Origin of the sequence: Methylobacterium persicinum (assembly GCF_022179525.1) — a bacterium.
Classification (GTDB): domain Bacteria; phylum Pseudomonadota; class Alphaproteobacteria; order Rhizobiales; family Beijerinckiaceae; genus Methylobacterium; species Methylobacterium persicinum.
Genome location: NZ_BPQX01000014.1, coordinates 115,515 through 138,713, shown reverse-complemented (window position 1 = coordinate 138,713; position 23,199 = coordinate 115,515). Strand labels below are relative to the sequence as shown.

Annotated in this window: 24 protein-coding genes; 8 read left to right on the top strand and 16 right to left on the bottom strand. The window is 69.6% G+C overall.

The features are described from left to right. The first annotated feature begins 6 nt into the window (after positions 1-6). The 3 genes from MFF22_RS05280 to MFF22_RS05270 are packed head-to-tail and all read left to right on the top strand — an operon-like array spanning position 7 to position 2,524. On the top strand, positions 7-768 hold the full coding sequence (locus MFF22_RS05280; protein ID WP_238247917.1) for a 5-oxoprolinase subunit PxpA: 762 nt from the start codon (positions 7-9) through the stop codon (positions 766-768). Then, complete coding sequence (locus MFF22_RS05275) at positions 765-1,493, top strand: 5-oxoprolinase subunit B family protein (RefSeq protein ID WP_238247915.1); 729 nt, start codon at positions 765-767, stop codon at positions 1,491-1,493. The genes MFF22_RS05280 and MFF22_RS05275 overlap by 4 nt, the downstream gene beginning before the upstream one ends. Further along, positions 1,490-2,524, top strand: a complete 1,035-nt coding sequence (locus tag MFF22_RS05270) for a 5-oxoprolinase subunit C family protein (protein WP_238247913.1) — start codon at positions 1,490-1,492, stop codon at positions 2,522-2,524. The genes MFF22_RS05275 and MFF22_RS05270 overlap by 4 nt, the downstream gene beginning before the upstream one ends. A 209-nt stretch (positions 2,525-2,733) precedes the next feature. On the opposite strand, the gene MFF22_RS05265 is transcribed toward MFF22_RS05270, so the two are convergent. Together MFF22_RS05265 and MFF22_RS05260 are read right to left on the bottom strand one after the other, a co-directional pair. Beyond that, the gene (locus tag MFF22_RS05265) at positions 2,734-3,156 is read right to left on the bottom strand and encodes a hypothetical protein (RefSeq protein WP_238247912.1); all 423 of its coding nucleotides are present in this window, start codon (positions 3,154-3,156) and stop codon (positions 2,734-2,736) included. Between the two features lie 137 nt (positions 3,157-3,293). After that, positions 3,294-4,079 (bottom strand): hypothetical protein, encoded by a 786-nt coding sequence (locus MFF22_RS05260; RefSeq protein WP_238247911.1) that lies wholly within the window; start codon positions 4,077-4,079, stop codon positions 3,294-3,296. 326 nt (positions 4,080-4,405) lie between these two features. On the opposite strand from MFF22_RS05260, the gene MFF22_RS05255 reads away from it, so the two are divergent. Further along, positions 4,406-5,440 (top strand): aspartate-semialdehyde dehydrogenase, encoded by a 1,035-nt coding sequence (locus tag MFF22_RS05255; protein ID WP_238247909.1) that lies wholly within the window; start codon positions 4,406-4,408, stop codon positions 5,438-5,440. Between the two features lie 151 nt (positions 5,441-5,591). Here the strand turns inward: MFF22_RS05255 and MFF22_RS05250 are convergent, their stop codons facing one another. The 7 genes from MFF22_RS05250 to MFF22_RS05220 all read right to left on the bottom strand — a co-directional run bounded on the left by MFF22_RS05250 (position 5,592) and on the right by MFF22_RS05220 (position 12,773). Then, positions 5,592-6,311 carry an ABC transporter ATP-binding protein gene (locus tag MFF22_RS05250; RefSeq protein WP_238247908.1) on the bottom strand — a complete coding sequence of 240 codons (720 nt, stop codon included), beginning with the start codon at positions 6,309-6,311 and terminating at the stop codon, positions 5,592-5,594. Next, positions 6,304-8,358, bottom strand: a complete 2,055-nt coding sequence (locus MFF22_RS05245) for a branched-chain amino acid ABC transporter ATP-binding protein/permease (protein WP_238247907.1) — start codon at positions 8,356-8,358, stop codon at positions 6,304-6,306. Before MFF22_RS05245 ends, MFF22_RS05250 begins: the two co-directional genes overlap by 8 nt. A 5-nt stretch (positions 8,359-8,363) precedes the next feature. Next, on the bottom strand, positions 8,364-9,236 hold the full coding sequence (locus MFF22_RS05240; RefSeq protein ID WP_238247906.1) for a branched-chain amino acid ABC transporter permease: 873 nt from the start codon (positions 9,234-9,236) through the stop codon (positions 8,364-8,366). A gap of 227 nt (positions 9,237-9,463) precedes the next feature. After that, a complete protein-coding gene (locus MFF22_RS05235; RefSeq protein WP_238247905.1) occupies positions 9,464-10,696 on the bottom strand; it encodes an ABC transporter substrate-binding protein in 1,233 nt (410 codons plus the stop codon). Positions 10,697-11,175: 479 nt separating this feature from the next. Next, positions 11,176-11,454: a DUF2312 domain-containing protein gene (locus MFF22_RS05230; RefSeq protein WP_238248029.1), complete on the bottom strand. Its 279-nt coding sequence runs from the start codon at positions 11,452-11,454 to the stop codon at positions 11,176-11,178. A 104-nt stretch (positions 11,455-11,558) separates the two neighbouring features. After that, on the bottom strand, positions 11,559-11,864 hold the full coding sequence (locus MFF22_RS05225; RefSeq protein WP_238247904.1) for a DUF1244 domain-containing protein: 306 nt from the start codon (positions 11,862-11,864) through the stop codon (positions 11,559-11,561). A 123-nt stretch (positions 11,865-11,987) separates the two neighbouring features. Next, positions 11,988-12,773, bottom strand: a complete 786-nt coding sequence (locus tag MFF22_RS05220) for an N-formylglutamate amidohydrolase (RefSeq protein WP_238247903.1) — start codon at positions 12,771-12,773, stop codon at positions 11,988-11,990. A gap of 260 nt (positions 12,774-13,033) precedes the next feature. Between MFF22_RS05220 and MFF22_RS05215 the strand changes: the two genes are divergently transcribed. Both MFF22_RS05215 and MFF22_RS05210 read left to right on the top strand, forming a co-directional pair. Continuing rightward, a complete protein-coding gene (locus MFF22_RS05215) occupies positions 13,034-14,353 on the top strand; it encodes a glycerate kinase type-2 family protein (protein WP_238247902.1) in 1,320 nt (439 codons plus the stop codon). Positions 14,354-14,531: 178 nt separating this feature from the next. Continuing rightward, positions 14,532-14,930, top strand: coding sequence for a DUF1036 domain-containing protein (locus tag MFF22_RS05210; RefSeq protein ID WP_238248028.1), 399 nt, complete (start codon positions 14,532-14,534; stop codon positions 14,928-14,930). Between the two features lie 56 nt (positions 14,931-14,986). Here MFF22_RS05210 and MFF22_RS05205 read toward each other — a convergent pair whose 3' ends face one another. Further along, a complete protein-coding gene (locus MFF22_RS05205; RefSeq protein ID WP_238247901.1) occupies positions 14,987-15,613 on the bottom strand; it encodes a DUF1989 domain-containing protein in 627 nt (208 codons plus the stop codon). Between the two features lie 61 nt (positions 15,614-15,674). Beyond that, complete coding sequence (gntA, locus tag MFF22_RS05200) at positions 15,675-16,430, bottom strand: guanitoxin biosynthesis heme-dependent pre-guanitoxin N-hydroxylase GntA (protein WP_238247899.1); 756 nt, start codon at positions 16,428-16,430, stop codon at positions 15,675-15,677. Positions 16,431-16,664: 234 nt separating this feature from the next. Here gntA and pyk point away from each other — a divergent pair, with 234 nt between their 5' ends. Next, positions 16,665-18,101: a pyruvate kinase gene (gene pyk, locus MFF22_RS05195; RefSeq protein ID WP_238247898.1), complete on the top strand. Its 1,437-nt coding sequence runs from the start codon at positions 16,665-16,667 to the stop codon at positions 18,099-18,101. Between the two features lie 22 nt (positions 18,102-18,123). On the opposite strand, the gene MFF22_RS05190 is transcribed toward pyk, so the two are convergent. From MFF22_RS05190 to ubiG, 5 genes are all read right to left on the bottom strand, one after another. Next, on the bottom strand, positions 18,124-19,125 hold the full coding sequence (locus MFF22_RS05190; protein WP_238247896.1) for an alpha/beta fold hydrolase: 1,002 nt from the start codon (positions 19,123-19,125) through the stop codon (positions 18,124-18,126). A 46-nt stretch (positions 19,126-19,171) separates the two neighbouring features. Next, entirely contained in the window at positions 19,172-19,792 is a 621-nt protein-coding gene (locus MFF22_RS05185; protein ID WP_238247895.1) for a tetratricopeptide repeat protein, read from the bottom strand. A 147-nt stretch (positions 19,793-19,939) separates the two neighbouring features. Further along, positions 19,940-20,065, bottom strand: a complete 126-nt coding sequence (gene ykgO, locus MFF22_RS05180) for a type B 50S ribosomal protein L36 (RefSeq protein ID WP_238207227.1) — start codon at positions 20,063-20,065, stop codon at positions 19,940-19,942. A 208-nt stretch (positions 20,066-20,273) separates the two neighbouring features. Continuing rightward, a complete protein-coding gene (locus MFF22_RS05175; protein ID WP_238247892.1) occupies positions 20,274-20,837 on the bottom strand; it encodes a YbhB/YbcL family Raf kinase inhibitor-like protein in 564 nt (187 codons plus the stop codon). A gap of 46 nt (positions 20,838-20,883) precedes the next feature. After that, a complete protein-coding gene (gene ubiG / locus MFF22_RS05170; protein ID WP_238247891.1) occupies positions 20,884-21,636 on the bottom strand; it encodes a bifunctional 2-polyprenyl-6-hydroxyphenol methylase/3-demethylubiquinol 3-O-methyltransferase UbiG in 753 nt (250 codons plus the stop codon). A 235-nt stretch (positions 21,637-21,871) separates the two neighbouring features. Between ubiG and MFF22_RS05165 the strand changes: the two genes are divergently transcribed. Beyond that, positions 21,872-23,107 (top strand): aspartate kinase, encoded by a 1,236-nt coding sequence (locus MFF22_RS05165; RefSeq protein ID WP_238247889.1) that lies wholly within the window; start codon positions 21,872-21,874, stop codon positions 23,105-23,107. The last annotated feature ends 92 nt before the right edge of the window (positions 23,108-23,199 follow it).

Sequence of the window (23,199 nt, the reverse complement as noted above, 5' to 3'; positions counted from 1 at the left end):
GCAGCGATGGCGAGCGTCGATCTCAACGCGGATCTGGGCGAGGGCTTCGGAGCCTATTCGTGCGGCGACGACGCGGCGATGCTCGGCGTGGTGACCTCGGCCAACGTCGCCTGCGGCCTGCATGCCGGCGATCCCGAGATCATGGCCGCCACCTTCCGGCTGGCGAAGGAGAAGGGCGTCGCCGTGGGCGCCCATCCCGGCTTCCCGGACCTATGGGGCTTCGGACGGCGGCGGATGCCGTTCTCGCCGGCGGAGATCGAGCGGCTCGTCGCCTATCAGGTCGGCGCCGCGGCGGCGCTCGCGGCCTATGCCGGCCACCGCATCACCTACGTGAAGGCCCACGGCGCCCTGGCGAACCTCGCCGCCGAGGACAGGGCTGTGGCCGACGCCATCGCGGGGGCGGTCCGGGCCGTGGACCGCAGCCTCGCCCTGCTCGCCATCGCCCTGACGGCCCAGGTGCCGGCGGGGGAGGCGGCGGGGCTGGAGGTCCACCAGGAGATTTTCGCGGATCGCGGCTACACCGAGGACGGCCAGCTCATCGCCCGCAGCCTCCCCGGCGCCCTCATCACGGACCAGGACGAGGCCGCCGGGCGCGTCCTCGCGATGGTGGAGGAGGGGGCCATCGTGACGGCCTCCGGCAGGCGCCTGCCGACACCGATCCGCTCGATCTGCGTCCACGGCGACTCGGCCCATGCCGTCGGCACGGCCCGCGCCGTCCGCGCCCGGCTCGAGGGGGCGGGCGTCACCCTGGCGCCGTTCCGCCCGTGAGTGCGACGCCCCGGATCCTCGACGCGGGCGAGGCGGCCCTGGTGGTCGAGTTCGGCACGACGGTCGAGCCGGCGATCAGCGACCGGGTTCTTGCCCTGGACGACGCCCTCGCGGGGGACCCGCCGGCCGGCCTCGTGGAGACCGTGCCGACCTATCGCTCCCTGATGATCCACTACGACCCGCTCATCCTCGACCGGGACACCCTGGCCGGGCGAGTCGTGGCCCTGGCGGAGGGAGCGCCGGCCCGCGCCGCCGCGCCGGCCCGTTGGATCCTGCCCTGCTGCTACGACGCCCCCCACGGGGAGGATCTCGCCGCCGTGGCGGACCTCATCGGACAGGGGCCCGAACAGGTGGCGCGGATCCATTCCGGGGCGACCTACCGGGTCTACATGTACGGCTTCGCCCCCGGCTTCGCCTATCTCGGCGGCTTGCCGGAGGCCCTGGCGGTCGCCCGGCGGCCGAGCCCCCGGCCGCCCCATCCCACGAATGCCGTCATGGTCGGCGGCGGCCTCGCGGCCGTCGCCACCGTGCCGATGCCGACCGGCTGGTACGTCCTCGGCGCCACGCCCTGCCGACTGTATGCGCCAGAGCGCAGTGAGAGCTTCTTCGTGGCCCCGGGGGACGAGATCCGCTTCGAAGCGATTGCCGCCACCGCCTTCGCCACGCTCGCCGCCCGCGAAGCGGCGGGGGAGCGGGTTGCCCGCCGGGAGGAGGCACGTCGGTGAGCGTTCTGGCGATCGAAGCCGCCGGGCCGGGCGTGACCCTGCAGGATGGCGGGAGGCGGAGCTACCTCCGGTTCGGCATCACCGCCGCCGGGCCCATGGACCCGCTGATGTTCGCCACCGCCAACCGGGCCCTCGACAAGCCCCTCGATGCCACGGCCATCGAGATCTCGACAGGCGGCGTGACGGTGAGCGCGTCGGACGGCCCGCTCGGCCTGGCCCTGGTCTCGGTGGGGTTCCGGGCCACCCTGGATGGGGAGCCGCTGCCGCCGGCCTGTGCGCTGACCCTCGAACCGGGCCGGACCCTCACCGTGCGCGCCGGTAGCAGCGGTGCCTGGGGCTACCTCGCCGTGGCGGGGACGATCGATGTGCCGCCGGTCCTCGGATCGACCGCGACCCATACCCGCTCGGCCCTCGGCGGCCTCGGCGGCCGGGGGCTGAGGGCGGGGGACCGCCTCCCGGTGGCGCAGGCCCGGGTGGGCGAGGGCGCTCCGCAGCGCCTCGTCGCGCCGTGGCTCGACCGCGACCCGGCATGGATCCGCGTGGTGCTGGGTCCCCAGGACGACTATTTCGCCCCGGACCAAATCAAAGCCTTCCTCGGGCGGCGCTGGACCGTGTCGCCCCGGGGCGACCGGATGGCCTGCTTCCTCGACGGGACGCCCCTCGCCCATGCCAGGGGCCATGACATCGTCTCGGACGGCGTGGCGATGGGGGCGATCCAGGTGCCCGGGAACGGGCTGCCCATCATCCTGATGGCGGACCGGCAATCGACGGGCGGCTATCCCAAGATCGCCACCGTGATCGGCCCGGACCTCGGCCGGCTGGCTCAGGCTCAAGGCGGCCAGGAATTGACCTTTGTGGCCGTCTCCGTCGCCGAGGCGGTCACCGCCCGCCGGGCCGACGCTCAGGCGCTGGTGGGGGCCGTGCCGCGGGAGCCCGTCCTGCGCACGGATTTCCCAGCGGAGTTCCTGCTCGGGCTCAACTTGGTCGGCGGCGTCACAGACGGGCGGGATGGCGCCGCGAAGGTGGCTTAGCAGCCTGAAGAGAACTCCCAATCGTCATTACGAGTGCAGCGAAGAATCAAGAACAGCGGGACGACTTGAAACGTGGCGCATCCCTGGATTGCTTCGCTTCGCTCGCAATGACGGAGAGGGTTTTAAAGGGAGAGCAAAATCTGCCTTGTGCAAACGAAAGGGCGCGGACCCTTCCAGATCCGCGCCCCGTAACCTGACTGCGCTGACGACTAGTACGGGCGGCCGTAGAGCGGCGATGTCGGGTCGAGCCGGTCCACGAAGGACAGGTCAACGTTGCGCACCGCGCTCGACCGGGCGCCGATGAACGGGCCATTGGTGATCGGGTCGGGCAGGATCCCGGCGCCGTAGCGGTCGCTCGGGCCGTAGGGCGGGGTGAGGGCGTTCGAGGCCGCGATCAGGTAGGGATTGGTGGCCGGGTTGCCCGAGCCGCCGGCGCCGGGAACGCCCGACGACAGGGGCACGTTGCCGGCGTCGAGCCACGAACGCGGACGGACGCGGATCGGGAGGGGGCGGCTGACCCGGTAGACCGGACCGGTGGCGAAACCGTCCTGCGCCTGAGCAGGCGCCGCAGTCACGGTGCCGAGGCCGGCAACGGTGAGGGCGCCCAGGAGGGCGATTGTGAGGGAGCGCATGGCCGTCCTTCGCATGAGAGTGCCATCATTGTGGCGGCGGAAGCTTAACAGTTCGCCGCGTCTGTGGAGAAGACGCGTGAAGCTTCCGAGAGTTCCAGGGTTACGGCCGCGCTTGCGTGCTTTGCCACACTCGTGCCTCAATTTTTCGTGCGCGCCTTCACCAAAGCGATCGAGCCTATCTTCCCGGCGGGATCGGCCTCGCTCGTCTGGATGCTAGCGCACGCGCTGTTGCTGCCGGATTGCCGGAACAGCGCCGTGGCCGCAGGATCGGCGGGATCGTCGAGGTCGAGGGCGTCGAGGGTGCAGGCCAGCGCCCGGGCCTCCGGGGCACCGCCGAGGGGCGCGCAGAGGAACCCGTCGAGGCGCAGCCCCGGCCGAGCCACCACGAAACCCGTGCAGTTCCGGGTCGACGGGCCTGCGAGGGTCACCTGTGCGATCTCCGCGGGGCCGAAGCGGGTGGGCACGATGCCCCATTGGCCTGCCCGGAGCACGGAGAGGGGAAGTTCCCCCCGGGCCGCATGGGCCGCCCGCCTCGCCACCAACACGAACAGACCCGGTTTCCGCTCCGCGCCGTCGCCCCGCGTCACGGCGAGGCGCAGGACCGGCGCCTCGATGGCAGCGAAACTGCCGCGTCCGAGGACGTCTTCCCGCAGGCCGGTCTTCGGGTCGATCCGGCCGGGCTCGATCCTGACGGGGTCGATGCCCGGCTCATCGAGGCGCAGAGGCGCGGGGGCCAGGATGGCGTGAGCCTGGGCTGGGGGCGCCAGGGACGGCATCGCCCCCCGCGGCGGCGGCACGCGCACGGCCAGTGCGATACCGGCGATCACTGCCGCGGCGGCGGCGAAACGGATCGGCAGGACGAGAGCGGTCGATCCGCGTCCGGTCCGCCCCCGCGCCTCGACGTCCATGGCTTCGATCCGCATGAATTCCCAACCTGCCCCGGCGCGCTGGCCGAGGGGCAGCCTGCACGCGGGCGTTCCACCAAGGCGTTTCCGGGGACGGAAAATCGGCGGAGAGGGTGAATCGCCGCTTCACCATGCTGCGTTGCGGGAATGCGGCCTTGACAGGCCCCCGCCTTCCTGTGCCTTGCTGACCCCCTGGCCGCCGGCGCCGGCTCCATGGGCCGGTCCTGCGGCCGCGCCCGTTTGCGGGCGGAACGGACCGGCGCGAACGATCCCGCCGCCGGCGTGAACCCGAGGAGAAGCGCAACGCCCGGATCGTTCGGGTTAAGGACGCGCGGAGACGAGACATGGGTTACAAGGTCGCCGTCGTCGGCGCCACGGGCAACGTGGGCCGCGAAATGCTCGATATCCTGGCCGAGCGGGCGTTCCCCGCCGACGAGGTCGTGGCGCTGGCCTCGCGCCGCAGCCAGGGCCAGGAGGTCTCCTTCGGCGACAAGACCCTGAAGGTGAAAACCCTCGACGCCTACGACTTCTCCGACACTGACATCTGCCTCATGTCGGCGGGTGGGGAAGCCTCGAAGGAGTGGTCGCCCCGTATCGGCCAGCAGGGCTGCGTGGTGATCGATAACTCGTCGGCCTTCCGCTACGACGCCGACGTGCCGCTGATCGTGCCCGAGGTGAATGCCGACGCCATTGCCGGCTTCACCAAGCGCAACATCATCGCCAACCCGAACTGCTCGACGGCTCAGCTCGTCGTGGCCCTCAAGCCCCTGCACGAGGCGGCGACCATCAAACGCGTGGTGGTCTCGACCTACCAGTCGGTCTCCGGCGCCGGCAAGGAGGCGATGGACGAGCTGTTCAACCAGACCCGCGCCGTCTTCACCGCCGGCGAAATCAAGCAGGGCGGCAAGTTCACCAAGCGCATCGCCTTCAACGTGATCCCGCACATCGATGTCTTCATGGAGGACGGGTACACGAAGGAAGAGTGGAAGATGGTCGCCGAGACCAAGAAGATGCTCGACCCGAAGATCAAGCTCACGGCCACCGCCGTGCGCGTTCCGGTCTTCATCGGCCATGCCGAGGCGGTGAACGTGGAGTTCGAGCGTCCGCTCTCGCCGGAGCAGGCCACGGAGATCCTCCGGGCGGCGCCGGGCATCCTGGTGATCGATAAGCGCGAGAACGGCGGCTACATGACCCCGCACGAGGCGGCGGGCGAGGATGCCACGTACATCTCCCGCATCCGCGAGGACGCCACCATCGAGAACGGCCTGAACTTCTGGTGCGTCTCGGACAACCTGCGTAAGGGCGCGGCCCTCAACGCGGTGCAGATCGCCGAGGTGCTGGTGAATCGCCGGCTGCTCAAGTCGAAGACGGCGGCGTAAGCGCTCAATGCGGTGAGGGTGTTTCCACCCTCACCGCCATTGCCCCCCGTCATTGCGAGTGCCGCGAAGCAATCCAGGGCAGCGGGCCGTCTCAGAACGTAGCGCGTTCCCGGATTGCTTCGCGGCGCTCGCAATGACGGCGAGGCCCGGCTCAATGCCCGCCGAGATAGGCGGCCTTCACCGCCGGATCGTTCTTCAGCTGCGCCGCCGGGCCCTGGAAGCGGATGCGGCCGTTCTCGAGCACATAGGCGTGGTCGGCCACGCCCAGCGCCGCCATGGCGAACTGCTCGACCAGCAGCATCGTCACCTTCTCTTCCTTCAACTGGCGGATGATACGAAAAACCTCCTCCACCAGCTTGGGGGCGAGGCCCATGGAGGGCTCGTCGAGGAGGAGGATTTCCGGTTTCAGCATCAGCGCCCGGCCCATGGCCAGCATCTGCTGCTCACCGCCCGAGAGGGTGCCGGCGAGCTGGGTGCGGCGCTCCTTCAGGCGCGGGAACAGGGCGAAGGCCCGGTCCCGGTCGGCGGCGATGTCGCCCTTCGGTCGCGAGCCGGTGAGGCGCGGGAAGGCGCCGAGCGTCAGGTTGTCCTCGACGGACAGGGTCGGAAACACGCGCCGACCCTCGGGGGAATGCGCCAGCCCCTCGCGGGCGACGTCGTGGCTTTCCATCCCGGCGATGTCTTTGCCGTTCAGGCGGATCGTGCCCGAGCGCGGGCGGATCATGCCCGACAGGGCGCGCATGGTCGTCGTCTTGCCGGCCCCGTTGGAGCCGATCAGCGTGACCACCTGACCCTTGGGCACCTGGAAGGTCAGGCCGTGCAGCACCTCGACGAGGCCGTAGCCGGCATGGAGACCCTGGACCTCAAGCATGGGCGGTCTCCGCAGCGGTGCCGCCCATTTCGCCGGGGGCGCCGAGATAGGCCTCGATCACCTTTGGGTCCGCCTGCACCTCGCGGGCGCCACCCTCGGCGATCTTGTGGCCGAAATCGAGGACACTGACCCGGTCGCACAGGCCCATGACCACGTCCATGTGGTGCTCGATCAAGATGACGGTGATGCCGGCGTCGCGGATCTTGCGGATGATCGCCACGAGGTCGGCGATGTCCGGCGCCGTGAGGCCCGCCGCCGGCTCGTCGAGGAGGAGGAGCACCGGGTCCAGCGCCAGCGCCCGGCCGATCTCCAGGAGGCGCTGCTTGCCGTAGGGGAGGTTGCGCGCCTCGGTCTGCGCCAGGGTATGGAGCCCCATGAAGTCGAGGATCGCCATGGCGCGAGCCCGGGCCTCCTTCTCCTCCCGGCGGCGGCGGGGGGTACCGAGGATCGCGTCGAACAGCGTGCCCTTGAAGGTGTGGTGTAGGCCGACGAGCACGTTCTCCAGCGCCGTCATCTCCCGGAAGAGCTGGACGTTCTGGAACGTCCTTGCGACGCCCGCCAGGGCGATCTCGGAGGGTGTGCGCCCGTCGAGGCGCTTGCCCCCACCGACGGCGAGGGTCACCGAGCCGGCCGTGGGTTTGTAGATGCCGGTCAGCACGTTCATCATCGTGCTCTTGCCCGAGCCGTTCGGGCCGATGAGGCCGTGGATCGTGCTGGGCTTCACCGTCAGGTCCACCCCGGCCAGCGCCTTCAGGCCGCCGAACTGCATCAGCGCCTGCTCGACCTTGAGAAGGGCGTCGGCCCCGGCATCGCCCCGCTGGGCGATCAGCGCCGAGCCCTCGGCCGAGACGCTGCGCCCCTCCGCCGTGTGGGCCGGGCGGAGTGCGGGGATCATCTGCCGCAGGAAGCCGACGATGCCGTCCGGCAGGTAATAGACCACGAACAGGATCAGCAGCCCGAACACCGTCAGGCGGAAATCGGTGACCGATTCCATCAGCATCGTGGCCGGGAAGAACAGGATGCAGAGCGCCACCGGGATCAGGATCGCGTAGCGGTTGTCACGCTTGCGCAGGAACGCCTGCGCGCCCACGATCAGCGCCGCCGCGGCGATGATCCCCGCCATGATCCGCACGAGGCTGATATCGGCGAGGATGTTCGGCATCATCACGATGATCACCGAGCCGATCAGCGGCCCGGAGCGGGACTTGCGCCCGCCCATGGTCACGGCGAGCAGGAACAGCACCGTCAATTCGAAGCTGTAGGTGTTGGGCGAAACATACCGCTCGGACCACGCGAACAGGGCGCCCGCCAGCCCGGCGAGGCCCGCCGAGACCACGAAGGCATAGACCTTGTAGCGGTAGACCGAGACGCCCATGCAATCGCAGGCGATGGGCGAGTCGCGTAGCGCCTCAAAGGCCCGGCCGAAGGGCGAGCGGACCACCCGGTTCACGAGCACGATGGTGACGAGGAGGCAGGCGCAGACGAGGTAGTAGAATTCGAGCTTGCGCCCGGCCGCCCCCCAGGGCGCCTGCATTCCGATCAGCGAGAAATCGAGGACGCGCACCGGGGGCAGCGTGATGCCGAGCGGGCCGTTGGTGATCGGCGTCAGTTCGTTGATGAAGATCTGGATGATCGTGCCGAAGGCCAGCGTCACCATGGCGAGGTACGGGCCGCTCACCCGCAGCGCCGGCACCGCCAGGATCGCCCCGAAGGCGGCGGTGAGCCCGATCCCGGCCAGGAGGCCGAGCCAGATGCCGATCTTGAAGTGGAAGAACAGGGCCGCCGCCGCGTAGGCGCCGATGCCGAACAATCCGGCATGGCCGAGGGAGACTTGGCCCGTGTAGCCGACGACGATATCGAGCCCGAGGATCAGTATCGCGTAGATTGCGATCACGATCATAAGGTGCACGTAGTAAGTGCTCGTGATGACGTGCGGGAAACCCGCGAGGAAGGCGACCAGCAGCAGCCCGCCGACCCAGCCGATGCCGCGGCTCATGGACGGGGCGGCCGCGGGTTCGGCCGCCGGCGCGAGGGCGGAATTCGCCATGGCGGTCAGACCTTCTTGATGACGGCCTTGCCGAACAGCCCGACCGGGCGGATCGACAGCACGACCAGGAGGAGGATCAGGCCCGGCACATCCTTGTAGCCGGTCGAGATGTAGAAGCCGGTCAGCGTCTCGGCGACGCCGAGGATCAGGCCGCCGACGATGACGCCGAGGCCGGATTCGAGGCCGCCGATGATCGCCACGGCGAAGGCCTTCAGCGCCAGCACCGAGCCCATCGTCGCGCCGGTGAGGGTGACGGGGGCCACGAGCACGCCCGCGAAGGCCGCCGTCATGGCACTGATCGAGTAGGAGAGGGTGATGACCCGCTTGGTGTTGATGCCCATCAGCCCGGCCGCATCGATATCGTTGGAGGTGGCCACGACCGCCTTCCCCCAGATCGACTTGCGGTTGAAGATCTCGACGGCGAGCATCATCAGCAGGGCGCCGGCCACGATCAGCATCTCCATCGGGAGGATGCGGACGCCGCCGATCTCGTAGGGCACATCCGGAAGGGGCGACGGGAACGGAAGATCGTCCCGGCCCCAGATGTTTTCGGCAAGATTGCGGAAGATGATGCCCAGCGCGATGGTGGCCATGATCCATCCGTACTCGGACTTGATCGCGATCGCCGGCCGCACCGCCAGCCGTTCGACGACGGCGCCGAGGCCGAAGCCGAAGACGAGGACCAGGGGGATCATCAGCCAGTAGCCGGTAAACGGCACCAGGGTGAGCCCGAACAGCGCGCCCACCGCCAGCGCTTCGCCCTGCCCGAAGTTCAGGGTCTTCGACGTGGCGAAGGTCAATTGGTAGCCGAAGGCGATGGCGGCGTAGATCATGCCGACCGCGACGCCAGACGACACGAGTTGCAGGAAGATGGTCATGGCCGGCCTGGGTTACGGTTCATCGCGGCGGTCGGTCGTCGAGGGCCAAGCGGGAAGCCTCCCATCCGCCCCTCCATCTCCACCGTCATTGCGAGCGCAGCGAAGCAAACCAGGGTCGCGGGCCGTTTCCGCAAAAGGCGTGTCCCTGGATTGCTTCGCTGCGCTCGCGATGACGGAGCGGGTTCGCGGCGCCCCGGGCTCATCCCCCGGGGCGCCAAGTCCCTCGGCTAGTTCGAGGACTTTTCCTTCACGCGGACGGTGCCGGCGTTCTTGGCGTCCTCCGGGTTGGCGTAGACGATCTTGCCGTCCTGCACCTTGCCGAACACGACCATGTTGCGGGAGATCGCGTTGTGGTCCTTGCCGGTGAACGGGTGGTCGTAGGTCGTCACCACGCCCTCGACCTTGGTGTTCAGGTTCTCCAAGGCTTCGCGGATCTTCGGCCCGTCGGTGGAGCCGGCCTGCTTGATCGCGGCGGCGATCAAATAGATCGAATCGTAGCCCTGTGCGCCCGCCACGGGGGTCGGGATCTTCGTCACACCGTAGGTCTTGTAATAATCGTCGAGGAAGGCGGCGCGCTTCTGCACGGTCTTATCCTCGATGAAGGTCTGCGGCATGATCACGCCGTTGCCGTTGGTGCCGGCGATATCGATGAAGCTCTGCATCGAAGCCGGCCACGAGGCGATCATCGGCACCTTCCAGCCGAGCTTCGCCATGCCGTTGGTGATCTGTGCCAGCTCCGGGCCGATGCCGTAGGCGAGGATCACCTCGGCCCCAGCCTCCTTGGCCTTCAGAAGCTGGGCCGTCATGTCGACGTCCTTGATGTTGAACTTCTCGACGGCCACTGCCTTCATCTTCTTGGCGGCGAGCTGCTTCTCGATATCCTCCCGGCCGAGCTGGCCGTAATTGGTCGAGTCGGCAAGAACGGCGATCTTCTTGTGGCCCTCGCGCAGGGCCTCGTCGACCATCATGCCGGCCTGAAGCGTGTCGTAGGCCGAGTTCCGGAAGACGTAGTTGTTGTCGTAATCCGGTGCCTTGAACTGCTCGGTGATGATCGTGCCGGTGGCGACGTTGTTGAACACCGGGATCTCGGCTTCCTGGTAGAAGCGCTGGGCGGCCAGCGCCACGCCGGTATTGATGAACCCGACGGTGGCGACGACCTTCTCCTTGTTGATGAGTTCCTGCGCCACCTGGGCGCCGACCTCGTTCTTGGCCTCGTCGTCACGCTCGACCAGCTGGATCTGCCGGCCGAGGACTCCACCGTTCTTGTTGATCTCGGCGGCGGCGAGCTTGGCGCCGTCGCGCATGGACACGCCCATCGAGGACGAGCCGCCGGTATAGGGGCCGGTGAGGCCGATCTTGATCGCGTCGGCGGCGAAGGCGGGGGTGATGCGGAACGGGGCGACGCCGAGGGCAGTCGCGCAGAGCAGCGCGCCGACGAGGGCGCGTTTGGTCACGGTCATCGTTTCCTCTCCCATGCCGGGACGGCGCCCGCGCTGTACCGACGTTACGGCTCGATAATTTTTGGGGCGTACAGCCGGCCGCGCCTGGACCTGACGGCCCTTCTCGCCACGGTATGCTGCCCGCGCGGCATGCCCTTCACCGTGGCATCTCTCGTGCGGTATCGCACCTTTGAAGGATTTGTCGTGGTAACGTCAAGGTCTCGATAAGCCCCGCGCACCGTCTTAATGCGAAATCGCGAGACATACGCATTCGTCGGGAAGTTCACGGGGACAGAGAAAATCTGGGGAACGTGTAATCGGCCGCGGATGAAATCGACGCGGCACACGTGACGACAAAGGTGACGATCGGCGGACGGGCGTCATCACCGTCGACTGGAGCGATCCAGGGGGAGGGGACCGTGTCCGGTCGCAATTTGTCCCCGGATCGCTTCATTGCGTTCGCGGTGGCGGCACAGGCGGAAGGACCGCCGTGGTGCGGCCTACGCCATGCCGAGGGCCTGGAGGTACAATTCGAGGATCGCTTCCTGCTCCTGGCGCTCGCTGTGATCCTGCTTGCGGATGCGCAGGATGGTGCGGACGGCCTTCGCGTCGAAGCCGCGGCCCTTCAGTTCGGCGAACACCTCCTTGATGTCGCCCATGATGCCGGCCTTCTCCTCCTCCAAGCGCTCCAGCCGCTCGATGAACTGCTTCAGTTCGTCGGCGGCCACGCCCTCCGCGGAGGAGACGTCGCCGGCGGTCGGCGTGCCTGCGTGGGGCATCGAATGCGCGTTCATGGGAGTCTCCGGTTGTGCGCCCCGAGGGGCGTCCTGGAAGGGTTGGTTAAGCGGTCAAGCTTACCGGAAACTTATACCGCGAGTCCCGATCAATGCCCCTCGGTCCGGCCTGCGAACCCGGCCTGCTGCGCGGGCGTCGCCTCGGTCTGGTGGCGTTCCTTCCAAGTCTCGTAGGGCATGCCGTAGACCTCCTCGCGACTCTCGTCCCGGGACATGGGGAGGCCCTTTTCCTCGGCGGCATCCTTCAGCCAGTTGGAGAGGCAGTTCCGGCAGAAGCCGGCGAGGTTCATCAGGTCGATATTCTGCACGTCGGAGCGGGTGCGGAGGTGCGCCACGAGCCGCCGGAACACCGCCGCCTCGAGTTCTATCCGGGTCGCGGGATCGATCTCGGCCATAGATCTCGTCCTTCCGTATCGGGTTTCAGGGAGCCGGAGCATTCTCCGTCGGGACGGAGGCCGGTTCGGCTCAAGAAAATGGGGTCGAGACGAGGAGATAGAGCGCCGCCCGTGATCCGGAAATTACAGGGGCCGCTCCATCAGGGGCGACAGGATCCGGGCAAACCGGTCTGCCCATTCGCGCTGGTCGTCCTCCCCCGCGATGAGATCCTGACGGATCTCGATGAGGGCGTTGGGCAGGCCTCGCACCGTGGCGTGGCGGTCGATCGTATCGCCCGGCAGGCCGCCGCCGTAGGGGTCGTTGTCGCCCACCACGAGGCCCGCCGGGTCTGCGGCGAGGGCCTCGATCAGGCGCCGGGCCAGGCGCTCGTCCCGGTCGTAGAGGATGCCCACGTGCCAGGGACGGGGCACACCGCGCCAGTAGGGTGTGAAGCTATGGATCGTCACAAGGGCCGGCACCCGCCCGGCCGACTCCGCAGCCGCCAGGGCCTGCGCGATGCCTTCGTCGAACGGATCGTAGAACCGGGCGATCCTCGCGGCCTTGCCGGCCTCGTCGATCCGGGCATTGCCGGGCACCACGGCACCGTCCGACAGGCGCATCACCAGGGTCGGATCGGCCCGGCCCCGATTCGGGTCGATGATCAGGCGGGAAAAGTTCGTGAGCACGGCCGGCACGTCCAGGGCCCGTGCCAGCAACCGCGTCACCCCCGCGGCACCGATGTCGTAGGCGATGTGCCGGGCGAACTCCGCCTGGGGCAGCCCCAGGTCGATATCGGCCGGGACGAAGTTCGACGCGTGATCGCAGGCGAGAACGAGACCCCGCGCGGGGTCGCCGGGGATGACCTCGCAAGGATGTCGGGGCGCGTCAGGCTCCAGCGGGGGCTCTTGTTGGGGCTCTCGGTGAGGCACCTGGCGGATCACACGCAAAACTCGCTGCCGGGGGCGGAAGGGGGCGGATAGCACGGACGGCACGCTTGCCGTCGCGCGGCGGCTCGGGCACAGCACCTATCAAGGATCGTGCGCTCACGGCAAGGAACGGGCCCGCCGCTCCGGCAGGGGCGGGGAGCGCACGGCCGGTTCGAGCGCCTCCCCCCGCGGGAGGGCTCAGGCGAACAAGAACTGCGCGCCATCCCCCGGGGACAGGGCGCCGAGGGAGCCCGTTTTACGCCATGTCCGAGACCGCAACCTCATCCAACGCCGCCGACGTGCAGGCGCAGCGCGCCCATCTCGACGCCTTCCTGACGGCGGCGATCCGCGCTGCCCATCCGGACCTGTGCCTGCCCGCACACCTGCCGCCGCCGAGCCCCGGACGGCTGATCATCCTCGCCGCCGGCAAGGCCGCCGGCAGCATGAGCGCCGTGGCGAGCCGCTTCTACCGTCAGGAGCACGGGCTAGGGGATGACCGCATCGTCGGCCTGGCCGTCGCCCGTCATGGCTATGGGCAGGAGGCGCCGGGCATCCGCATGGTCGAGGCCGGGCATCCGGTGCCGGATCAGGCGGGCATCGACGCCACGGAGGAGGTGCTCCGCCTCGCCGCGGCCGCCGGGCCGGAGGACGAGGTGCTGGTGCTCCTCTCCGGCGGCGGATCGGCCAACTGGATCGCCCCGGCGGGCGACCTGACGCTCCCCGAAAAGCAGGGCATCACCCGGGCGATCCTCCGCTCCGGCGCGCCGATCGGCGAGTTCAACACGGTGCGCAAGCACATCTCCCGGATCAAGGGCGGGCGCCTCGCCCGCGCCGCCCGCAACGCCCGTTCGGTCCTGACCCTGGCGATCTCGGACGTCCCGTTCGACGATCCGGCGGTGATCGCCTCCGGCCCCACCGTGCCGGACCCCTCGACCCTGGCCGACGCCCGGGAGATCTGCCAGCGGCGGAACATTCCCCTGCCGGAGGCGGCCCAGCGGCTCCTGAACGACCCGGACAACGAGTCGCCCAAGCCCGGCGATCCGATCTTCGCCAATGCCTCCTACCGCATCATCGCGCGGCCCCAGGACGCCCTCGACGCCGCCGCCGCGGCGGCGCGGGCGGCGGGTTACGAGGTGGTGATGCTCGGCTCCGATCTCGAGGGCGAGGCCCGGGTCATCGCCGCCGAGCACGCGGTGGAGGCCAAGCGCTACCGCGAGGCCGGGCGGCGCGTCGCCCTGATCTCAGGCGGCGAGCTGACGGTGACGATCCGCGGTGAGGGCCATGGCGGCCCCAACCAGGAATACGCTCTGGCGCTGGCCATCGCCCTCGACGGCATGCCCGGCATCAGCGGCATCAGCGCCGACACGGACGGCACCGACGGCGGCCGTGGCCTCGCCACCGACCCGGCCGGGGGCCTGATCGACCCGACGACCTTGGCACGGGCCCGCGCGGCCGGCCTCGATCCGGCCGCGATGCTCGACCAGAACGACTCCACCCCGTTCTTCGCCGCCCTCGGCGATCTGGTGAATCCCGGCCCCACCTGCACGAATGTCAACGACTGCCGCATCATTCTCGTCGGCTGAGGGCTCGCGGCGCCGGTCGCCTGCCGTCCCCACCCCCATGCCGTGGGACCCCGACGGCGCGACGGACGGGGGCTCGCGGGATCGCCGTGCCTCCCGGTGCCATCCGTCGGGGCCGTCGCTGACGCGTGGGCGGTTCAGGACGAAGGCGGGGCTGGGACAGGCCGGGCTGCTGGCCGCCATGATCCTGTGCGCGGGACCGGCCAAGGCCGACCTCCGGCTTTGCAACCAGACAGAGAGCAAGGTCGGGGTGTCCCTGGGCTACCGGGACACCCAGGGCTGGGTCACCGAGGGTTGGTGGGAACTGAAGCCGAAGGGCTGCGAGACGCTCCTATCCGGTTCGCTGGCGGCGCGGTTCTATTATGTCTTCGCCGTGGACTACACCCGTGGCGGCGAATGGGGCGGCCGGGCGCTGATGTGCACCCGCGACGCGGAATTCACCATCCGCGGGATCGAGGATTGCCTCGCCCGGGGCTTCGACCGCAACGGCTTCTACGAGGTCGATACGGGCGAGCAAAAGAACTGGACGATCCAGCTCACCGAACCGGACCGGACGCCCGCCACGGCCGCCAAGCCCTGACGGGAAGCGGCACGCCCCCGTCAACGCGCTCCTGCCGCGGACGCTGCGGCGTCACATCACGCCGACGCCGCAGCGCGGTCGATGCGGTAGTGGATCGGCTTGAAGCTGCCGTTGTTCGATTGCAGCGCCGAGCAGGCCGTGAGCCCGATGATCAGATCCGTCTCGGCCTCGAAGACGATCCGGTCGCCGGCCTTGCTCAAGGGCGGCTCGACGGTGATAGCGCCGGTCTTCCCGTCCACCGGCACGTTCATGAAGCAGTTGAACGCTACGGGGATCCTGTCCGGGGCGATCCCGTAGGGTTCGAGGGCCGCCGCGAGGTTGCCGAAGCAACCCCGGTGCGGGTTCGTATCGCCGTAGATGATGCGGAACGTGTCCACCGAGCAGGGCGTCAGCAGGAAATCGTGCCGGCCCACCGTGTCTTCGACGATGCGCAGGAGAATGTTGGAGCGGTTCGAATAGAGCGGATCACCCGCGGTGAGGTAGATGCGGCTCGCGTAATCGAGAGTCCGACCCGAGGAGATCACCTCGTCCGTGTCGTGCCGGTTGTAGGCGACGAGGTCGGCCACCTGTTCGCCACGGGGGTCGATCACCGTCAGCCGGTCTCCCCGCGCCAGGGTGAACGCCGTGCCCGATCGCGGAGGGATCTCCTGGACCGCCCCGGCGACATCCATCCGTTCAACCATAAGCCAACCTTTCAGAACGCCACACCGGCCCCGGCGATCCAGCCCCGAAACTGAAGCACCGTCAGGCGCCGTTGGGCGGCAGCGGGAGGTCGAACGGATGAACGGCCTCCTGGTGCCGGAATGTGGCGTCGCGCCCGTCTCCGCCCCGGGGGTTGAAGGGGCAGCGCCAGTCCGCGCCGACCTGTCGCCCGCTATATTGCCGCGCCTCGGAGGATTCGCCATGCCGGGCGAGCATCGGGTTCACGCTGCCGGCCAGGGCCTCGTCGCGCTGGAGGATCGACGCGCGGAGCTTCTCGTAGCGCCCCTCCGCCCGCAGGCGCTCGAACTGGGCATGGAGGTTGAACACCATGACCGGGGACCCGAACCGCCGGGCGGGCCGGCTGGCTCCCGGATGCAGCCCGACCACGAAGAAGGCCTCTCCGCCGAAGCTCAACGAGAAATGCGGGTTGTCCGGATCGTCGACCACGGTCTCGTCGTAGGGCTGTCCCAGCCAGGAATCCTTGTCGGAGAGGGATTGCGCCCGGGCCCAAAGGCTCGCCTCGAAGGCTTCCTCGCTGATGCGGTCGGGGCCTTCGAAAACCACGGCGAAGCTCTGGAACAGGTCCGGTGAGCTCTTGTAGCGGGCAATGAAGGCAAGCAATGCAGGGTAGATTCGCATGTCGTCCCAGCCCGACGTGATGTCCCTGGCGACGACGATCTTCATTTTACCGCGCGAAAGGGCGGATTTCGCACCTACGCAGGGAAATGGTGGATCCTGGATGAACTCACGAAAAGCTCGGGCACGCGGATGCTCACTGTCGTCACGCGGTAGTTCCATTGGGAGATTCGGTCCGACTGATTGGCGATGCCTAGGCCGTAGGCACTGAGAGCCCAGTTATTGGCCAACCGCAGCCTGCCCCGGGCGTTCCTGGCTGCGACAGAAGGTTCTGGGAGTCGTTGCGACACCGGTTAATGCCCCCGCTTGACGGCGCGGCACCCCGGGTGCTCAGAGCCGGGCGACGGACGCTTCCGCCGCCGAGGGCAGCGGGCACGAGTCCAGGAGGACCGCCGCTTGAAACGTTCCCGCCGCACCAAGATCGTCGCGACGCTGGGCCCGGCTTCGGATACGCCGGAAATGATCGAAAAGCTGTTCAGGGCTGGTGCGGATGTCTTCCGCCTCAACATGAGCCATCTCCCCCGGGAGAAGCTGCCCGAGAAGGTCGAGGTGATCCGCGCCATCGAACGGGAGGCGAAACGGGCCATCGGCATCCTCGTGGACCTTCAGGGCCCGAAGCTGCGCCTCGGGGTGTTCGCCGAGGGTGCGGCGGTCCTGGAGAAGGGCGCGACCTTCGTGCTGGACGGCGATCCGACCCCCGGGGACGTCACGCGCTGCCACCTGCCGCACCCGGAGATCCTGGAGGCGCTCGAACCGGGCCACGCGATCCTGCTGGACGACGGCAAGCTGCGCCTCTCGGTCGTGGAAACGTCGGGCGAGCGCGCCGTGACCCGGGTCGAGGTCGGGGGGCGCATCTCGAACAAGAAGGGCGTGTCGCTGCCGCACACGGTGCTGCCCGTCCCGGCGATGACCGAGAAGGACCGCTCGGACCTGGAAGCCGGGCTCAATGCGGGAGCGGACTGGATCGCCGTCTCCTTCGTCCAGCGGCCGGAGGACGTGGCGGAGGTCAAGAAGGTCTGCGCCGGCCGCGCGCTGGTCATGGCCAAGATCGAGAAGCCGCAGGCCCTGGCCCGGCTCGACGAGATCATCGAGGTGTCCGACGGCCTGATGGTCGCACGGGGCGATCTCGGGGTCGAGATGCCCCTGGAGCAGGTGCCCGGCGTTCAGAAGCGCCTCACCCGCGGCGCCCGTCGCTCTGGCAAGCCGGTGGTGGTCGCGACGCAGATGCTCGAATCGATGATCACGGCCCCGGTCCCCACCCGAGCCGAGGTGTCGGACGTGGCGACCGCGGTCTACGAGGGCGCCGACGCGGTGATGCTCTCGGCCGAGAGTGCGGCGGGGTCCTATCCCGTCGATGCGGTGGCGACCATGAGCCGGATCGCCGAGCAGGTGGAGCGCGATGCCCTCTACTGGTCGATCATCCGCGCCCAGAAGGATACGCCCGACCACACCGCCGCCGACGCCATCGCCGCGGCCGCCCACCAGATGGTCGATGCCCTCGACCTCGAGGCGATCATGGCCTGGACGCATTCCGGCTCGACAGTGCTGCGCCTTGCCCGGGAACGCCCGAACGCCTCGGTGATCGCCCTCACGCCCCGCCGGGAGACGGCGCGCCGCCTCGCCATGGCCTGGGGCGTCTATCCGATCGTGACGAAGGACGCGAGCGACGTGGACGACATGGCCTTCCGCGCCGCGAAATTCGCCGTCCGCGAGAAGTTCGCGGCGGTGGGCGACCGAATCATCGTCGTCGCCGGCCTGCCCTTTGGCACGCCCGGCGCCACGAACCTCGTGCGCCTCACCTTCATCACCCGGGAGCACGCCGACAAGGCCTGACCCACAGGCCGGCCTCGGAGGATCAGGGCGCCGAGGCCGGCACCGCCCCGGCCCTCACGGCGGCCTCGACATCGGACACCGCGCCAGCCACCGCCTCCGGTGCGGTGTAGTGGAGCATGTGCCCCACCCCGGGCAGCAGGACGAGGCGGGCCCCGGGGATGGCCCGGGACAGCGGCACGGCCTGTAGGTCCGGCCGAACGATCGGGTCGGCCGCGCCGGACACGATCGTCACCGGCAGGTGCAGGCCCCCGTAGCGGGGGCTCAGGGCGGCAAGACCCTGGGGCAGACCGACGAGGTCCTGGACGTTGGCGAGCAGGGTTCCCGGCCGCATCACCAGGGGCGCCCGCGCGGTCTCCAGATAACCCGGCACGGGCTCCTCGGGCTTGAACACCCGCCGTGCAGCCTCCGCGAGATAGACCATGGCGACCGGCGGCCCCACCGTCCGGCTCAGCAGCCACAGCACCGGCGGCTTCAGGGCGAGGCGCCAGTACCAGGGCAGGGACACCGGCCCCGGCAGCGGCATTCCCACGGGCGCGGCCAGGACGAGGCCCGAGACCCGCTCAGGATGATCGAGGGCCAGCGCCAGCGCCAGGGCTCCGGCCCAGGAATGACCGAGGACGACGGCCGGGCCGACCCGCATCCCCGCCAGGGCGTCGGCGATGAGCCGGGCCTGGGCGGCGGGGTCGGCATCGGCGGCGCCCCCGGGCCGGTCGCTCCAGCCGAAGCCCGGCCGGTCGAAGGCGATGACGCGAAAGCCCCGGGCGGCGAGCAGGTGTCCGACGCCCCCCATCGGGTCGGCCGAGTTGGCCGAGGCCCCGTGGAGCAACACCACCGGCGGCCCGTCGGCGGGACCGGCCTGCATCGTGGCAAGCCGCCCGCCGGGCACCTCCACGAAAGGGCCAGCCGGGGGATAGAGGGAGCCGACCCGCAGGCCGATGATCAAGCTCGCCACAGCGCCCAGCGCGAGGACGATCCCGGCCACCGCGAAGGGCAGGGCGAGGAGGACGAGGAGCGAACTCACCATGCGCCCGATCATCGGCCAGTCGGGAAGGCTGGGGCGCGGAGACCCCTCACAGGTCGCGACCATCGACCTCGGGGGCGAGGCGGTCCACCGCCTCCTGCAACTTGTCCATCTTCGGATAGAGAGCCAGGGCCCGGCGGAAGGCGGCCAGCGCCCGCGCCTTGTCGTCCATCGATTCGTAGATCTTGCCCATGGCCGACCAGGCCTCGAAGTGCCGCGGCTCCAGCACGAGCGCCCGCTGGAGGTCGGCCAGGGCCTCCGTCTTGTCGGAGAGCAGCCAGAAGATCGTGGCCCGGCGGTTCCACCCCTCCGACCATGTCGGGTCGAGACCAGTCGCCCGGTCCATCAACTCGGCGGCGAGGGGGAAGTCGTGTCCGGTCATGGCCTGCCGCGCCCGGTCGGTCAGCAGGTCGACGGTGGCGCTTCCGGAACGGTCGAGGCGCTGCTCGATCAGGTGGGCGATGCCCTTCGCCTCCGCCGGGTCGTCGGTGGCCTTCAGCCGGGCGAACAGGTCGTCGAGGCTCGGTGCCTTGGGGGCGGGCTTGGGCGCGGGCCTGCCCGCCGACGGACGGCCCATCCCGGTGCCACCGTCCAAGGGCGCAGCGGATACGGTCCCCGCCCAGGGCAGGGCAGCCAGGAAAAGGAGCAGGGCAGTCGGGCGACGCAGCATTCACACAAGCTGCGGCGGACCCGCGCCGCCGTCAACGCGCCGTCGTGCCGCGCGGGCGGACGGACCACGCAGGAAAGCCGCGCCCTTGCGGACGCGGCTCCAAAACCTCACGCAAGACGCCACCCGGCCGGCGGCCGGGCCGCAGCCTCAGCCCTGGCGAGCCTTGAAGCGCTTCTGAGTCTTGTTGATGATGTAGACGCGACCCTTGCGGCGCACGAGCTGGTTGTCGCGGTGACGGCCGAGCAGGGACTTGAGGGAGTTGCGGATCTTCATGGGTCTCTCGGCCCGCAAGGGGCCGTCCAGGAACGGGGTCTGTCGAAAACGTCCGGCCGGTCTCGGGACGCGCAAGCGCGCCCGGCGATGACGGCGCAGGCATCGCGGGATGGGCGCCGCCATATCAGGATTCGTCCCCCGGAGGCAAGCCTCGGCGGGCCTTCCCCCGCAGGGAAAGGACCGGTGGCCTACCGCGGGAGGGTGCGGATCACGCCCTGGCGTAAGTGCCGATCAGGCCGCCCTTGGCGAGGACGTTGCCGCGCATCGCCTCCACCAGGGCTTCCCGGCCGGAGCCGGCCTCGAGGTCGAGGCGCCGGCTCAGGGCATAGACCTGGAAGACGTAGTCGTGGTCGCCGTGGCCGGTGGGCGGGTCCGGCGGCAGCCAGCCGGACTTCATGAAGCTGTTCTTTCCGAGCATGAGGCCGGACGCGCTTTCGCCGGAGGCGGCCCCCTCGGGCAGGCGCCCGGCGGGGTCGAGGTTCCAAGCGAGCAGGTGAACGAGGGGGCGCGGGGTCGGGCTGCCCGCATCCTCGACGATCACCGCGACCGACGCGGTGCCCGGCGGCAGGCCGTCCCAGGCGAGGGGCGGGGACACGCCCTCGCCGTCGGCGGTGAACCGCGCCGGCATGGCGGCCCGATGGGAGATGGCCTCGCTCGACACGTGCAGGCTCTCGGGCAAATCGGGGAAGGCGGAACGGAAGCTCGTTCCGTCGAGACCGGCCTTCACCCCCGACAGGGCCTCGCCGAGGACCCTGGGCATCTTCTCAAGCATCGTGCGCTCCTTCTGACGCCGATCAACGGCGGAAGGCGGCGCCGGTTCATGCCGGGCGGGCGGCGCGCAGCATGTAGTTGACCGCCGTGTCGCGCCCCATGCGCCAGCCGTCGTCGAGGGGGTTGTAGACGACGCCCGTCGTCTCGGTGACGTCGAGGCCGGCCGCCCGGATCGCGGCGGTCAACTCGTCCGGCTTCACGAACTTCGCCCAGTCGTGGGTGCCCTTCGGAAGCCAGCCCAGCACATATTCCGCGCCGACGATGGCCAGGGCGAAGGAGCGCATCGTCCGGTTGATGGTGGCGGCGAACAGCAGGCCGCCGGGCTTCACCGCGGCGCAGGCGCTGCGCACGAAAGCCGGCATGTCGGAGACGTGCTCGACCACCTCCATGATCAGCACGGCGTCGAAGGTCGCCCCCGTGGCGACGACCTCCTCGATGGTCTGCGCCCGGTAATCCACCGGCACACCCGCCGCCTCGGCATGGGCGCGGCCGACGGCGAGGTTGCGCTCGGCCGGATCGAGGCCGGTCACGGTGGCGCCGAGGCGGGCGAGGGGCTCCGATAGGATCCCGCCGCCGCAGCCGACGTCACACACGGTCAGGCCATCGAGGGCGAAGGGCACATCCGGGTCCCGCCCGTGGTGGCGGCAGAGGGCATCCCGAATGTAGCCGAGACGCACGGGGTTGAACCGGTGCAGCACCCGCATCGGCCCGGTCTCGTCCCACCACGTGGCGGCCAGCGCGTCGAACCGCGCGACCTCCTCCCGGTCGACGAACCCGCCCGCATGCTCCTTCGCCGTCATGATGCCGTCCCTCGCCGGATATGCGGCGACCTCCACCCCATCCGGGGGGCGAACGCAAGCCGCGAGGCTGTCGCGCCGGGAATGCGGCCCGCCCGGCGACAAGCCCCCATCGCCCGGCCGGACGTTGACAGTGCCGACCGGCCCGAGTACCCGCGATCCCTGTCCGGGGGCAGGCCCCGGCCGGTCTGCGGCGGGACGCCCGCTCCGGCTGCACGGGCTTGGAAACGTTCGAAGAATGCCCCGTCTGGTAATGAAATTCGGCGGTACGTCCGTCGCCAACGTCGATCGCATCCGCAACGTCGCGCGCCACGTCGCCCGCGAAGTCGCGGCCGGTTACGAGGTCGCCGTCATCGTCTCGGCGATGTCGGGCAAGACCAACGAGCTGGTCGACTGGGTGAAGGACGCCAACGCCCTCTACGACACCGCCGAGTACGACGCCGTCGTGGCCTCCGGCGAACTCGTGACGGCGGGGCTCCTCGCCATCGCCCTGCAGAAGGAGGGGCTCAAGGCCCGCTCCTGGCAGGGCTGGCAGATCCCGGTGCTGACCTCGGACGCCCACGGCTCGGCCCGGATCGCCGACATCCCCTCCGCCAACCTCGATGCCGGGTTCGCCCGGGGCGAGGTCGCCGTCATCGCGGGCTTCCAGGGCATCCACGCCGAGAGCGGCCGGGTGACGACCCTCGGGCGGGGCGGCTCGGACACCTCGGCGGTGGCCGTCGCGGCGGCGATCGGGGCCGAGCGCTGCGACATCTACACGGACGTGGACGGGGTCTACACCACCGATCCGCGGATCGTGCCGAAGGCCAGGCGCATGGAGCGCGTGACCTTCGAGGAAATGCTGGAGATGGCCTCCCTCGGCGCCAAGGTGCTGCAGGTCCGCTCCGTCGAACTCGCGATGGTGCACCGGGTGCCGACCACCGTCCGTTCCTCCTTCGACCCGCCGGACGCCGCGCGCCCGGGTACCCTCATCTGCGACGAGGACGACATCGTGGAACAGCAGATCATCACCGGGATCGCGTTCTCCCGGGACGAGGCGCAGATCACCCTGCGCCGGGTCAAGGACAGCCCCGGCGTCGCCGCCGCGATCTTCGGGCCCCTGGCAGACGCCAACATCAACGTCGACATGATCATCCAGACGGTGTCCGGCGACCAGTCGACCACCGACATGACCTTCACGGTCCCTTCGGCCGAGTACCAGCGCGCCCGCGCGATCCTCGACGAGGCCCGCGAACACATCGGCTATGCGCAGATCGAGGGCGCCACCGACGTGGTGAAGGTCTCGGCCATCGGCGTCGGGATGCGCAGCCACGCGGGCGTGGCCGCCAAGGCCTTCCGGGCGCTCGCCGGGAAGGGCATCAACATCCGCGCCATCACGACGTCCGAGATCAAGTTCTCGGTCCTGATCGACGCCGCCTACACCGAGTTGGCGGTGCGCACCCTCCATTCGCTCTACGGGCTCGACCAAGCCTGAGGCAGACGCGTCGCGCACCTTCCGAAAGGTGCGCATTCATGAACTAAACGCTCCGGCAAGGATTGCCGTCCCGGGGCGGTTGGCGCCAAGGT

What these genes read in the sequence shown, in the direction of transcription:
- MFF22_RS05190 (WP_238247896.1), bottom strand. Translation starts at nt 19,125, where the DNA reads ATGGTGAGTTCGCTCCTCGTCCTCCTCGCCCTGCCCTTCGCGGTGGCC.
- MFF22_RS05230 (WP_238248029.1), bottom strand. Translation starts at nt 11,454, where the DNA reads ATGCCCCACGCAGGCACGCCGACCGCCGGCGACGTCTCCTCCGCGGAG.
- ubiG (WP_238247891.1), bottom strand. Translation starts at nt 21,636, where the DNA reads ATGACGGCGAAGGAGCATGCGGGCGGGTTCGTCGACCGGGAGGAGGTC.
- MFF22_RS05235 (WP_238247905.1), bottom strand. Translation starts at nt 10,696, where the DNA reads ATGACCGTGACCAAACGCGCCCTCGTCGGCGCGCTGCTCTGCGCGACT.
- MFF22_RS05250 (WP_238247908.1), bottom strand. Translation starts at nt 6,311, where the DNA reads ATGCTTGAGGTCCAGGGTCTCCATGCCGGCTACGGCCTCGTCGAGGTG.
- MFF22_RS05225 (WP_238247904.1), bottom strand. Translation starts at nt 11,864, where the DNA reads ATGGCCGAGATCGATCCCGCGACCCGGATAGAACTCGAGGCGGCGGTG.
- ykgO (WP_238207227.1), bottom strand. Translation starts at nt 20,065, where the DNA reads ATGAAGATCCGCAACTCCCTCAAGTCCCTGCTCGGCCGTCACCGCGAC.
- MFF22_RS05175 (WP_238247892.1), bottom strand. Translation starts at nt 20,837, where the DNA reads ATGCTTGAGAAGATGCCCAGGGTCCTCGGCGAGGCCCTGTCGGGGGTG.
- MFF22_RS05280 (WP_238247917.1), top strand. Translation starts at nt 7, where the DNA reads ATGGCGAGCGTCGATCTCAACGCGGATCTGGGCGAGGGCTTCGGAGCC.
- MFF22_RS05240 (WP_238247906.1), bottom strand. Translation starts at nt 9,236, where the DNA reads ATGACCATCTTCCTGCAACTCGTGTCGTCTGGCGTCGCGGTCGGCATG.
- MFF22_RS05255 (WP_238247909.1), top strand. Translation starts at nt 4,406, where the DNA reads ATGGGTTACAAGGTCGCCGTCGTCGGCGCCACGGGCAACGTGGGCCGC.
- MFF22_RS05210 (WP_238248028.1), top strand. Translation starts at nt 14,532, where the DNA reads ATGATCCTGTGCGCGGGACCGGCCAAGGCCGACCTCCGGCTTTGCAAC.
- MFF22_RS05265 (WP_238247912.1), bottom strand. Translation starts at nt 3,156, where the DNA reads ATGCGCTCCCTCACAATCGCCCTCCTGGGCGCCCTCACCGTTGCCGGC.
- MFF22_RS05205 (WP_238247901.1), bottom strand. Translation starts at nt 15,613, where the DNA reads ATGGTTGAACGGATGGATGTCGCCGGGGCGGTCCAGGAGATCCCTCCG.
- gntA (WP_238247899.1), bottom strand. Translation starts at nt 16,430, where the DNA reads ATGGAACTACCGCGTGACGACAGTGAGCATCCGCGTGCCCGAGCTTTT.
- MFF22_RS05185 (WP_238247895.1), bottom strand. Translation starts at nt 19,792, where the DNA reads ATGCTGCGTCGCCCGACTGCCCTGCTCCTTTTCCTGGCTGCCCTGCCC.
- MFF22_RS05260 (WP_238247911.1), bottom strand. Translation starts at nt 4,079, where the DNA reads ATGCGGATCGAAGCCATGGACGTCGAGGCGCGGGGGCGGACCGGACGC.
- MFF22_RS05165 (WP_238247889.1), top strand. Translation starts at nt 21,872, where the DNA reads ATGCCCCGTCTGGTAATGAAATTCGGCGGTACGTCCGTCGCCAACGTC.
- MFF22_RS05215 (WP_238247902.1), top strand. Translation starts at nt 13,034, where the DNA reads ATGTCCGAGACCGCAACCTCATCCAACGCCGCCGACGTGCAGGCGCAG.
- MFF22_RS05245 (WP_238247907.1), bottom strand. Translation starts at nt 8,358, where the DNA reads ATGGCGAATTCCGCCCTCGCGCCGGCGGCCGAACCCGCGGCCGCCCCG.